We start from the raw sequence: 11,829 nt of genomic DNA, 5'->3' as shown, positions 1-11,829 counted from the left end.
GGGGCTCCACGTCCGTTGAGGAGGGGGTGCGTGGTGCGTTCTGACTTGCCGCGCGAGCTGGCCCGACAACGCCGACAACGTTGTCCAACCCGCGTCGCGGAAAGCCTGCCACGATTGGCCTAGACATGTCCATGGCATGCGGCGCATCCGCGTCCGCATCCGCGTCCGCAAACGACGGACGGCGTGGCGGAGTCAGCTCCGCCACGCCGTCCACTCCGTACGGCTCAGCCCTACTCCTCGCCGAACTCCAGCAGCACCTTGCAGGAGCGGCTGCGGTCGGCGGCCAGCGCGAAGGCCTCGACCGACTCCTGCACCGGCCGGACCGCGCTGATCAGCGCCTCCAGGGACGGCTCGGCCGCCAGCAGCCGCAGGGCGTCGTCGAACTCCGTGTGGAAGCGGAACGCACCGCGCACGTCGATCTCCCGGCTGACCAGCAGGTTCCCCGCGATCGGGCTCTGCCCGGGCGGCAGCATGCCCAGCTGTACGACGACGCCGCCGCGCCGGATCCGGCGCACGCAGGTGTCCAGGCCGGCCGCCACGCCGGAGGCCTCGATCGCGACGTCCACCTCGTCGTCCGGCCAGTTCGGGTCGTCCGGGTCGTCGGCCCGTACGACTGCGGTGGCACCGGCCGAGGCCGCGAACTCCAGGGCGCGCGGCAGCAGATCGGTCACCGTGATTTCCGCGGCGCCCGCCGCCCGCGCGGCGGCCACGACCAGACAGCCGATCGGCCCGGCGCCCGTGACCAGCACCCGACGGCCCTTGAGGTCACCGGCGCGCCGCACCGCGTGCAGCGCGACCGACAGCGGCTCCGCGAGCGCGGCGCGGCGCAGGTCGAGCCCCTCGGGCAGGGCCCGCAGCTGCTCCGCCGGGACGGCGATACGGGCCGCGAAGCCGCCCTGGACGTGCGGGGTCCGCGCCGCGCTGCCCAGGTAGCGGGTGTCACGGCAGACCTGGGCCCGGCCGTCCGCGCACTCCGGGCACACCCCGCAGGGCGTGGCCGGATGGACGGCGACGGGCGTGCCGGGCGCGGGTCCGCTCGCGCCCTCGCCGTATCCGACGACCGTGCCGACGACCTCGTGGCCCAGCACCATCGGCTCGCTCAGCCGGAAGTCGCCGACCCCGCCGTGGCGGTGGTAGTGCAGATCGGACCCGCAGATTCCGCCGTAGCGGATCGCGACGACGGCCTGCCCGGGAGCCGGACTCGGCTCGGGGAGCTCGTCGATCCGCAGATCGCCCTGCCCATGGATCACACAGCCAAGCACCATGTCTCCACCCATACCTCTCCGTGCTCAGAGCACGCTCGTCATGCCGCCGTCTATGTAAAGGATCTGTCCGCTGACGAAGTCCGCCGCGGGGGACGCGAGATACAGCAGCCCGCCGACCAGGTCCTCGGTCCGCCCCCAGCGGCCCGCCGGGGTCCGGCCGCGCACCCAGGCGCTGAACTTCTCGTCCTCGACGAGCGGCCGGGTCAGCTCCGTCTCGATATAGCCGGGGCCCAGCCCGTTGACCTGGATTCCGTACGGACCCCAGTCGGCGCACATGCCCTTGGTGAGCATCTTCAGCGCGCCCTTGGTCGCCGCGTAGGGGGCGATGCCGGGGCGCACCACCTCGCTCTGGAGCGAGCAGACGTTGACGATCTTTCCGTGTCCGCGCTCGGTCATCCGCCGGGCGGCCTCGCGGCCGACCAGGAACGCGCTGGTGAGGTTGGTGTCCAGGATCTGGTGCCAGTCGGCGTCGGTGAACTCCAGCAGCGGGGCGCGGTTCTGCATGCCCGCGTTGTTGACCAGGATGTCGAGCGGGCCGACCCGCTCCTCCACCTCGGCGATCCCGGCGACGACGGAGGGTCCGTCGGTGACGTCGAAGGCGGCGGTGTGGACGGCGGCGGTGTTCCCCGTCGCCTCCACGGAATCCGCGAGTTCGGCCGCCGCGGCCTTGAGGCGTTCCGAGTCACGGCCGTTGAGCACCACCGTGCAGCCCGCCTCCAGCAGGCCCCGGGCGAGGGCGTGGCCGATGCCCCGGCTGGAGCCGGTGACGAGGGCGGTGCGGCCCGCGATGTCGAAGAGCGGATGTGCCGTCATGGGTGTGTGTTCCCCCAAGATCGCTGGATGGCCGGATCGTTGGACGGCCAGGTCACTGGATGACCAGGTCGCGCTGGATGACCAGGTCGCTAGATGACCAGTGAGAGCAGCATGACGAAGCCGAGCGAGACGACGGAGATGATGGTCTCCATCACCGACCAGGTCCGCACGGTCTGCCCGACGCTCATCCCGAAGTACTCCTTGACCAGCCAGAACCCGGCGTCGTTGACATGGCTGAAGAACAGCGACCCGGCGCCGATGGCGAGCACGAGCAGCGCGGTGTGCGTGGTGCTCATATCGGCCGCGAGCGGGCCCATCAGACCGGCGGCGGAGATCGTGGCCACGGTCGCCGAGCCGGTCGCCAGCCGGATGCCGACCGCGATCAGCCAGCCGAGCAGCAGCGCGGAGACGTTCCAGTCCTTGGAGACGTCCATGATCATCTGACCGACGCCGATGTCGACCAGCGTCGCCTTGAAGCCGCCGCCCGCGCCGACGATCAGCAGGATGGAGGCGATGGGGGCGAGCGAGGTCTCGACCGTGGACGTCAGCCGGTCCTTGGTGAAGCCGGCCGCCCGGCCGAGCGTGAACATCCCGACGATGACGGCGGCGAGCAGCGCGATCAGCGGCGAGCCGACGACGTCCGCGACCCGCTGGACGCCATTGGTCGGGTCGTCCACGACGATGTCGACGAGCGCCTTGCCGAGCATCAGGACCACGGGCAGCAGCACCGTGGCCACGGTGATCCCGAAGCCGGGGCGGCGCTTCAGCTCCTCCGAGGGGCGGGCCGGGATCAGCCGGTCGGGCGGGGTGACATCCACCCAGCGGGCGGCGACACGCGCGAAGAGCGGTCCGGCGATCACGACGGTGGGCAGCGCGATCAGCACGCCCAGCGCCAGGGTGACGCCCAGGTTGGCCTTGACCGCGTCGATCGCGGCGAGCGGGCCGGGGTGCGGCGGCACCAGGCCGTGCATGACGGACAGGCCGGCGAGGGCCGGGATACCGATGCGCATCAGCGAGTAGTTGCCGCGCTTGGCGACCAGCAGCACGACCGGGATCAGCAGCACCATGCCGACCTCGAAGAAGAGCGGCAGCCCGATGATGCCCGCGATCAGCGCCATCGCCCACGGCATGGTGCGGTTGCTCGCCTTGGCGAGGATCGTGTCGACGATCTCGTCCGCTCCTCCGGAGTCCGCGAGGAGCTTGCCGAGTATGGAGCCGAGCGCGATCAGCACGCCGACGCCCGCGACCGTGCTGCCGAGCCCGGTCGTGAAGCTGGCGATCGCCTTGTCCAGCGGCGCACCCGCGACGGCGCCGAGGGCCAGCGAGCCGATGGTCAGCGACAGAAAGGCGTGCAGCTTGAACTTGGTGATGAGCAGGACGATGACGGCGATGCCGACGAGGACGGCAATTCCCAGCTGGGCGTGACCGGCCGACGTGATGGGGTCGACGGGATCCGCTGCCAGCATCTCGACGCTGAGACTGGTCACGGAGGTTTCCTTTGCGTGCGTGTCTTGGCCGTACGTTTGTTTATCCGGGTACGCCGGATATGACCCGGGGACGGAAAAGGGGGACGGGCGCTACCGCTGGACTTCGAGCCGCCGCAGTGCGGCGACGGCGCGCTCCGTGACGGTCTCGGGCTCCGGGGTGATGTCCACCGCGACGCCGTTCTCGTCCGGTTGCAGCGGTTCGAGGGTGGCCAACTGTGAGTCGAGCATCTTGCTGGTGAAGAAGTGGCCCTTGCGGGCCTCCATCCGCGCGGCTATCTGATCGCGGTCACCGGTGAGATGGAGGAAGAAGACATCGGGGGCGGCGGCACGGAGCCGGTCGCGGTAGGAGCGCTTGAGCGCGGAGCAGCTGACCACCCCGCCACCCGCGGTGTGTTCGTGCGCCCACTCGCCGATGGCGTCCAGCCACGGCCACCGGTCGTCATCGTCGAGCGGGACACCGGCCGACATCTTGGCGATGTTGGCCGGCGGGTGGAAGGCGTCGGCCTCGGCGTACGGAACGCCGAGCTCGGCCGCCAGCCGCTCGCCGACCGTGGTCTTGCCCGTGCCGGACACTCCCATGACGACGACAACCTGGGGGGTCTGCATGGATACCTCGCTGTCTTCTCCGGCGCCGTCTTCATCGACCTCGACGCCGCGGCACACTCAACCCCACAGGTACGACGTATTCAAGAGTTCGTGACCTAAAAGTCATACTTATTTGAGATGCGACTCGGCACGTAAGGTGAGCCCATGGACAACCAGGGGCGTGGACTGCACGCACGCGTGCTGGCATCCCTCGGGCCCGCGATCACAGCAGGGGAATACCCGCCCGGCACCGTTCTGCGGACGGACGAGCTGGAGGAGCGCTTCGACGTCTCCCGGACCGTCGTGCGCGAGGCCGTGCGCGTGCTGGAGTCCATGCACCTCGTGGAGTCCCGCCGCCGGGTGGGGGTCACGGTGCGCCCGACCGAGGAGTGGGACGTCTTCGACCCGCAGGTCATCCGCTGGCGGCTGGCCGGCTCCGACCGGCCGCGCCAGCTGCGCTCGCTGACCGCGCTGCGCTCGGCGATCGAACCGGCCGCGGCCGCGCTGGCCGCCGAGCACGCCACGCCCCAGCAGTGCGCCGAGATCACCGAACACGCCCTCAACATGGTGGCCACCTCACGCGGCCAGCAGCTGGCGGCCTATCTGGTCCACGACATCGCGTTCCACCGGGTGATCCTCAAGGCCTCGGGCAACGAGATGTTCGCGCGGCTCGGCGACGTGGTCGCGGAGGTGCTGACGGGGCGCACCCAGCACCAGGTGATGTTCAGCGACCCGGACCCGGACGCGGTCACGCTGCACGTCCGGGTCGCCGAGGCCATCCGGGCGCGGGACGCGGTGCAGGCGGAGGCGTGCACCCGGGAGATCACGGTCGGCGCGCTGCGGGAGCTGGACATCCTGGCGCCGTGACGCCGTGACGCCGTGACATCGTGACGCCATGACGCTGTGAAGCCGTGAAAGCGCGAGGCGGTACGGGCGCGAGGCGGCACGGGCATACGGGCGCCGTCAGCCCAGCCCGGCGGCCCCCGCCCGCACCCCGCCCGGCCACCGCTCGTACCACCGCTGATCCGCCTCCAGCTGCGCGGCGAGCGAGATCAGCAGCGGCTCGCTGTTGGCGGGGCCCAGCAGCTGCGCGCCCACCGGCAGCGTCCCGTCCTCGTCGGCGAAGCCGGCCGGTACGTTCACGGCCGGCCACCCCAGGACGTTCCACGGCCAGGCGTACGGGCAGGCCGCGATCGTCGCCCGGTCGGTGTGCCAGGAGTTCAGTTCGGTCAGGGCCCCGATCCGCAGCGGTGGCGTCGCGGTCGTCGGGGAGAGCGCCACGTCGAAGCCGTGGCCGTCGCGCGAGAACAGCTCCCCGACCCGGCGCCGCAGCGGCTCCTCGGCCGCCCGGGCCAGGCGCAGCGGCCTGCCGCCCAGCAGCCTGCCGTGCCGGACGGCGGTGAGGGTGCGTACGTCGAGCAGGGCCCGGTCCGGGACGTGCGAGGACCACTCCCACAGCCCCGCCATGGCCCGCGGCAGAAAGGACAGGCCGACCCCGACCCCGTAGCGCGGCTCGGCCTCCACGACCTCGTGGCCCAGGGCCGCCAGCCGCTCGGCGAGCCGCAGGACGGCGGCCCGGACGACCGGGTCGAGATGCTTGTGCGTGCCGGTGAACGGGGGTTTCAGGGCGAGCGCGACGCGCAGCCGCCCCGGGTCGCGGCGCACCGCGGACAGCACGTCCACCGGCGGCGGCTGGTGCAGATCGCCCGGGTGGCTGCCGGTCGCCGCGTACAGCATCAGGGCGGCGTCCTCGACCGTGCGGGCGAGGGGCCCGTAGCAGGTGATGCCGTTGAACGCCTCGGCCTCCGGCCAGGTGGAGATCCGGCCGCGCTGCGGCTTGACGCCGATCAGATGGGTCCAGGCGGCCGGGATACGGACCGAGCCCGCCCCGTCCGAGCCGAGCGCGGCGGGCACCAGTCCCGCGGCGACCGCGGCCGCGGATCCGCCGGAGGAACCGCCCGGGGTGTGGCCCAGGTTCCACGGGTTGCGCGTCAGGCCGAAGGCGGGCCCCTCCGTGAAGGGCCACTGCCCCAGCTCGGGCGTGTTGGTCTTGCCCACGACGACCGCCCCGGCCGCCCGCAGCCGCCGCACCGCCTCGCAGTCCTCGGTCTTGGGCGGGAACTCCCCGCGGCACCCGAAGGCGGTCGGCTCGCCCGCCACATCCGCGTCGTCCTTGACCGCGATCGGCACCCCCAGCAGCGGCAGCCGCCGCCCGGCCGCCAGCAGCCGGTCGGCCTCGTCGGCCTCGCGGAGCGCCGCCTCGGCCCGTACCCGCCGGAAGGCGTTGAGCGTGCCCTGCGTTTCGGCGATACGGTCCAGCGCCCGCTCGACCAGTGCGCGGGACGACACCTCACCGCCGGCCAACGCACGGACCTGTTCACTCAAGCCTTGGGGAATGACGCTGGTCACGGCGGACCTCCTCGACTCGCTTCGCCCGTGCCCGTGGGGCGGGGACCGGTGCACGTGAGTTCGGCCACTCCCGCTTTACCTCACGGGACGCGTGTGCGCACCCTGGGCGGGGTGACGGCTGCCTCATGCCGATCATCGCCGAGTGAGAAGGACACCCGCATGACCGACATCGCGGCACGCCGCGTGCGATTCCGACACCGGACCGGCGGACCCTCCGAGGACGGGCGGCTCGAGTCCGTCCTCGGCTGGGTGCTGACGGTCGTCATCGCGATGCTCACCGTCCAGCTCGGGCTGCTGTAGCCGCGGGAACCTCCTCCCGGCCGAGCAGCCGGCGGTCGAAGAACGTTGCAAGGCGAGCCGCGGCCCCGTCTCCGTCCAGATCGGCGACCGCCTTGATCCTCGGGTCGTCGTGCAGGCTCCCCAGGTCCGCGAGACGGCCCTCGGACCGGCCGCACAGCCCGATCCTGGACAGGTCCAGGAGCCCGGGGGCGAGCGAGGCGAGCTGGTCGAGCACGAACCGGACGTCCGCCACCCGGTCGTGCGGGAACTTGGCCGCCGGCGCGTCGTCGGCGTGGTCGATGAACACGACGACATAGCCGTGCGAGGCCAGCTCGTCCACGAGCGGCGTGCCCGGCACACGCGCCTCGCCGACGCCGGGCGAGTAGAGCACCACGGGGCGCGGGCCGACCGGGTCCAGCACGGGCGGGGCGTCCTCGTGTGCGAAGCTCCCCGGGACCCGCTCGTACCCCTCCACCTCGCGGGCCGGGTAGCGGACGCCGACCATCAGCTCGCGGTACGGCCTGGACGGCGCCCAGGCGTCGCACCGGTCGCGGTCGACCAGGTGCAGGAAGATCGCGCCGACGGGGTACCGGCCGGCCGGCAGTCCACTGCGCAGTTCACTGCGGTGCGGCCTACGGCCGATGGTGCCGATGCTGTATGTCGTCATGTGTCAGAGGATTCCGCGCCGGGCCGGCCGACACCATGTGGGGAGCCCGCCGTCCTCGGGTGGAGCTGAGTCCACCTTGCCCCGGGACGCGAGTCCCCGCAGCCACCTCTTCCGCCCACTGGGCTGCACTCCGATGTATGGCATATTGGACTGCGGAGCCCGCAGATCCATAGGGAGAACCGTGACACTCGACGCAGCCGAATGGCTCGACTCAGCCGCCATCGACCCCGCCGTCCTCGCGCTGCGCCCCGACTACCGCGCGCTCCTCCTCACCGCCGAGGGGCTGCGCCCCGGCCCCAGCGACGGCTTCAGCGAGGGCATGCTCGCGGCGGCGGAGTCCACGGCGCGCGAGCTGCTGGGCGACGGGGCCGTGGAGGAGCTCCCGCACGTCGCCGCGTGGCGCGAGGCGTTCCGCGCCTTCGGGGCGAAGCCGCAGCGCACGCGGCCCAGCGCGGAGGCGCTGCTGCGGCGGGTGGCGGCCGGGCTGCCCCGCGTGGACCGGCTCACCGACATCTACAACGCGATCTCCGTCGCCCATGTCCTGCCGCTCGGCGGCGAGGACCTCGACCACTACGCCGGCCCGGCGCGCCTGGTCCGCGCGGAGGGTGACGAGACCTTCGAGACCACGGCCGGCGGCGAGGCGGTCGTGGAGCACCCCGCGCCCGGCGAGGTGGTCTGGCGCGACGACGCGGGGGTCACCTGCCGCCGCTGGAACTGGCGCCAGTGCACCCGCACCCGGCTGACCCACGCCACCACCCGCGCCATGTTCGTCCTCGACGCCCTCGGCCCCATGGACGACGCCGCCCTGACCGCCGCCGGCGACGCGCTCGCCGCGGCCCTGACGGAGTGCTCCCCGGGCGTCCGGATCCACTCCCGCCTGGTCACGGCCGCACGGCAGACGGTCACGGGCTAGGGGCGTCCGGCGGGTCTTGACGCCTGCGGCGGGCTCGTCCCCCACCCCGCCCCTTCCCGACCCCTGCCGATATGCGGCTCCGCCGCGTGGGGGGCTCCGCCCCAGACCCGGAGTCCAGGGGCGAAGCCCCTGCCACGCGGCGGAGCCGCACACCGACACCGCGGGAAGGGGCGGGGCGGGGAACAGCATCGATGTGCGGCTCCGCCGCGTGGCCGCCGGACAGGGCCTAGGTCGCCTCGGGTTTGGTGTGGAGGACTTCGCGGGCCTGTTCGGCGGCGCGGGTGATGGCCTCGCTGATGAAGTCGAGGTAGCGGGAGATGTTCTCGAGGCGGGTGCCGGCCTGGGTGCCCTGGCCGAAGATGCCGACGCCCTGCCGTGCGATCTCGCCGACCTGGGCGGTGGACCGGGCGCTGGCCATCATCGATTCGTACCAGATGTCGTCGTCGACGATGTAACGCTCGCGGCGGCGTTCGTCGCGCTCCCGGCGGACGAGTCCCTGGCTCTCGAGGAACGCGACCGCTTTGGAGATGGACGCCGGGCTGACCTGGAGTCGCTCGACGAGCTCGGATGCGCTGAGGCTGCCGCCGTCGCTGGTGATGAGGCAGGCCAGCACCCGGGACATCATCTTGGGTGTGCCCGACTGCATGAAGACGGTGGTGAGCGTCTCCTCGTACTCGCGCACGGCCTCGGCGTCGCGTCCCTGTGACGAGGGAACCGACTCCGCCCCTCGGGAGGGGGCGGGCCTGCGCCGGTGGGCGCGGCGTTCGGTGGCGCGGTGGGCCAGGTCGGCGCGGTAGGCGGTGGGGCCGCCGTTGCGCATCACCTCGCGGGTGATGGTCGAGGTCGGGCGGTCGAGGCGTCTGGCGATCTCCGCGTAAGCGAGGCCGTCGGCCAGTCCCAGCGCGATCTGCTGGCGTTCCTGCTGGGTGAGCCTGCCTCCCGGCATCGCGATTCTCCCCGGTGATCCTGAGTAGTGGCCCCTGATCCCCCCAACGTAGCGTTTCCGGTGTCGGAAACGACGAGCGGTGCGGCTCAGCCGCCGCCGAGGTCCCGGGCCAGCTGCTCCGCCTGGTCCCGGTCGAACGACCCGGCGATCTGGACCTCGCCTCCGGTGATGGCCGAGGCGACGGACGGGGCGGACAGCAGCTTGCCGCCGCGCACCATCGCGATCCGGTTCTGCGGGCTCTGCCGCTGCGCGAGCTTGCCCGTCAGCTCGCCGAAGCGCGCGGCGTCCGCGCTGTCGAGGTCGATGTTCACGATGAAGCCCTGGCCGTACTGCTGGTCGAGGCTCGCCTTCACCGATTTGGTCCGGCGCACGGTCATCCCGGCGTCCGGATCGACGTGGAGACACGGGTGCCCGGCCTGGCCGGTCGCGCCCGTCTGCTCCGGTTGCTCCGTCGGCGCGTCCGTGTACGCGTCGGTGGCGCCGCTCGGGCACGGCCCGAGGTCCACCTGCGTCACGGGGAGCAGCAGCAGCGGCGGCCCGCTCACCACGCCGCCCACGGCGGCGCCGCCGCCTCCGTCACCGCCCGTCGACGCGCCGCTCGTCGACGCGCCGCTCGTCGGCCGGCCGAACACGCCTCCGTCGCCACCGTCGCCACCGTCACCGCCGTCGTCGCACCCGGCGACCGTCGACGCCGCCAGCAGCAGCCCCGCCACCGCGGCGCCCCGCGCCCATCCGCTCCTCATCGGCCCACCCCCCGTGGTCCCCGGGCCCCTTGGCCCGGAGTCGTCCTGAAAGTAGACCAGAAACCGTGACCCGGTCAGAAGGTATTGGCCGGGACGTACGTACCCCATACGTCCCGCAGCGCGTCGCACACCTCCCCCAGCGTGGCGCGGGCGGCGAGCGCGTCCTTCATCGGGTAGAGGACGTTCGCCGTCCCCGCCTCGCTCTCGGCGGCCTTCTTCAGCGCCGACAGCGCCCCGCTCACCGCCGTACGGTCGCGCTCGGCGCGCAGCCTCGCCAGGCGGTCCCGCTGCCGCTCCTCGATGGCCGGGTCCACGCGCAGCGGCTCGTACGGCTCTTCCTCCTCCAGCCGGAAGCGGTTGACGCCGACGACCACCCGCTCCCCCGCGTCCGTCTCCTGGGCGATGCGGTAGGCGTTGCGCTCGATCTGCTCCTTCTGGAAGCCCTGTTCGATTGCGGCCACGGCGCCGCCCAGGTCCTCGATCCGCCGCATCAGGTCGAGGGCGGCGGCCTCGACGGCGTCCGTCAGCGACTCGACGGCGTACGAGCCGGCGAGCGGGTCGACCGTGGCCGTCACATCCGTCTCGTGGGCCAGCACCTGCTGGGTGCGCACCGCGAGGCGGGCGGACTTGTCGGTGGGCAGCGCGATGGCCTCGTCGAAGGCGTTGGTGTGCAGGGACTGGGTGCCGCCGAGGAGCGCGGCGAGGCCCTGGACCGCGACCCGCACCAGGTTCACCTCGGGCTGCTGGGCGGTGAGCTGGACCCCGGCCGTCTGGGTGTGGAAGCGCAGCATCTGCGACCTCGGGTCGCGGGCACCGAACTCCTCGCGCATGATGCGCGCCCAGATCCTGCGCGCCGCCCGGAACTTGGCGGCCTCCTCCAGGAGCGTCGTACGGGCGACGAAGAAGAACGACAGACGGGGCGCGAAGTCGTCGACGTCCATGCCCGCGGCGAGGGCCGTGCGGACGTACTCGACGCCGTCGGCCAGGGTGAAGGCGATCTCCTGCGCGGGCGAGGCGCCCGCCTCCGCCATGTGGTAGCCGGAGATGGAGATGGTGTTCCAGCGGGGGATCTCGGCCCGGCAGTACTTGAAGACGTCCGCGACCAGGCGCAGCGAGGGGCCCGGCGGGAAGATGTAGGTGCCGCGGGCGATGTACTCCTTGAGCACGTCGTTCTGGATGGTGCCGGTCAGGTTCCGGGCCGCCACGCCCTGCTCCTCGCCGACCAGTTGGTAGAGCAGGAGCAGCAGGGCCGCGGGGGCGTTGATGGTCATGGAGGTCGAGACCCGGTCCAGCGGGATGCCCGCGAACAGCGTCCGCATGTCCTCGACCGAGTCGATGGCGACGCCGACCTTGCCGACCTCGCCGTGCGCGAGCGGGGCGTCGGAGTCGTAGCCCATCTGGGTGGGCAGGTCGAAGGCCACGGACAGGCCGGTCGTGCCGTGGTCGATGAGCCGGCGGTAGCGGGCGTTGGACTCGGCGGCGGTGCCGAAGCCCGCGTACTGGCGCATCGTCCAGGGGCGGCCGGTGTACATCGAGGGATAGACGCCGCGCGTGTACGGGTAGGTGCCCGGCTCGCCCAGCGCCTCCTCCGGGTCCCAGCCGGCCGGCTCCCCGGGCCCGTACACCGGCTCGACGGGAAATCCCGACTCCGCATCGCGCGCCATGGGTTCGCTCCTCCTGCCGCTCCGGTCGCCGTGGTCCTCCACACAGCATGCGCCGATG

The 11,829-nt window shown here is 72.5% G+C and carries 12 protein-coding genes; 3 read left to right on the top strand and 9 right to left on the bottom strand.

Annotation, left to right across the window (positions count from 1 at the left end; translation table 11 throughout):
• Positions 1-230: 230 nt before the first annotated feature.
• The 4 genes from ABTY62_RS18465 to ABTY62_RS18450 form a co-directional block, all read right to left on the bottom strand.
• The gene (locus tag ABTY62_RS18465) at positions 231-1,265 is read right to left on the bottom strand and encodes an L-idonate 5-dehydrogenase (protein WP_352130534.1); all 1,035 of its coding nucleotides are present in this window, start codon (positions 1,263-1,265) and stop codon (positions 231-233) included.
• 24 nt (positions 1,266-1,289) lie between these two features.
• On the bottom strand, positions 1,290-2,078 hold the full coding sequence (locus ABTY62_RS18460; RefSeq protein WP_352130468.1) for an SDR family oxidoreductase: 789 nt from the start codon (positions 2,076-2,078) through the stop codon (positions 1,290-1,292).
• Between the two features lie 89 nt (positions 2,079-2,167).
• Positions 2,168-3,565: a GntP family permease gene (locus tag ABTY62_RS18455; RefSeq protein ID WP_352130467.1), complete on the bottom strand. Its 1,398-nt coding sequence runs from the start codon at positions 3,563-3,565 to the stop codon at positions 2,168-2,170.
• Positions 3,566-3,655: 90 nt separating this feature from the next.
• Entirely contained in the window at positions 3,656-4,171 is a 516-nt protein-coding gene (locus tag ABTY62_RS18450) for a gluconokinase (RefSeq protein ID WP_352130466.1), read from the bottom strand.
• Between the two features lie 144 nt (positions 4,172-4,315).
• On the opposite strand from ABTY62_RS18450, the gene ABTY62_RS18445 reads away from it, so the two are divergent.
• On the top strand, positions 4,316-5,017 hold the full coding sequence (locus ABTY62_RS18445) for a FadR/GntR family transcriptional regulator (protein WP_352130465.1): 702 nt from the start codon (positions 4,316-4,318) through the stop codon (positions 5,015-5,017).
• Between the two features lie 96 nt (positions 5,018-5,113).
• Here ABTY62_RS18445 and ABTY62_RS18440 read toward each other — a convergent pair whose 3' ends face one another.
• Entirely contained in the window at positions 5,114-6,559 is a 1,446-nt protein-coding gene (locus ABTY62_RS18440) for an amidase (protein ID WP_352130464.1), read from the bottom strand.
• 159 nt (positions 6,560-6,718) lie between these two features.
• Here ABTY62_RS18440 and ABTY62_RS18435 point away from each other — a divergent pair, with 159 nt between their 5' ends.
• Positions 6,719-6,859, top strand: a complete 141-nt coding sequence (locus ABTY62_RS18435; RefSeq protein ID WP_352130463.1) for an SCO1431 family membrane protein — start codon at positions 6,719-6,721, stop codon at positions 6,857-6,859.
• Here ABTY62_RS18435 and ABTY62_RS18430 read toward each other — a convergent pair.
• On the bottom strand, positions 6,834-7,505 hold the full coding sequence (locus ABTY62_RS18430) for an alpha/beta hydrolase (RefSeq protein ID WP_352130462.1): 672 nt from the start codon (positions 7,503-7,505) through the stop codon (positions 6,834-6,836). The genes ABTY62_RS18435 and ABTY62_RS18430 overlap by 26 nt on opposite strands.
• 181 nt (positions 7,506-7,686) lie before the next feature.
• On the opposite strand from ABTY62_RS18430, the gene ABTY62_RS18425 reads away from it, so the two are divergent.
• Complete coding sequence (locus ABTY62_RS18425) at positions 7,687-8,418, top strand: B3/B4 domain-containing protein (protein WP_352130461.1); 732 nt, start codon at positions 7,687-7,689, stop codon at positions 8,416-8,418.
• 226 nt (positions 8,419-8,644) lie between these two features.
• Here the strand turns inward: ABTY62_RS18425 and ABTY62_RS18420 are convergent, their stop codons facing one another.
• From ABTY62_RS18420 to ABTY62_RS18410, 3 genes are all read right to left on the bottom strand, one after another.
• Positions 8,645-9,364 carry a GbsR/MarR family transcriptional regulator gene (locus ABTY62_RS18420; protein WP_352130460.1) on the bottom strand — a complete coding sequence of 240 codons (720 nt, stop codon included), beginning with the start codon at positions 9,362-9,364 and terminating at the stop codon, positions 8,645-8,647.
• Between the two features lie 86 nt (positions 9,365-9,450).
• Entirely contained in the window at positions 9,451-10,107 is a 657-nt protein-coding gene (locus ABTY62_RS18415; RefSeq protein WP_352130459.1) for a SecDF P1 head subdomain-containing protein, read from the bottom strand.
• 74 nt (positions 10,108-10,181) lie between these two features.
• Complete coding sequence (locus ABTY62_RS18410) at positions 10,182-11,771, bottom strand: acyl-CoA mutase large subunit family protein (protein ID WP_352130458.1); 1,590 nt, start codon at positions 11,769-11,771, stop codon at positions 10,182-10,184.
• Between the last annotated feature and the right edge of the window lie 58 nt (positions 11,772-11,829).

Source organism: Streptomyces sp. NPDC097640, assembly GCF_040302705.1.
GTDB lineage: Bacteria > Actinomycetota > Actinomycetes > Streptomycetales > Streptomycetaceae > Streptomyces.
The sequence above is the reverse complement of the archived record's forward strand: the minus strand, read 5'-3'. Positions and strand labels throughout refer to the sequence as shown.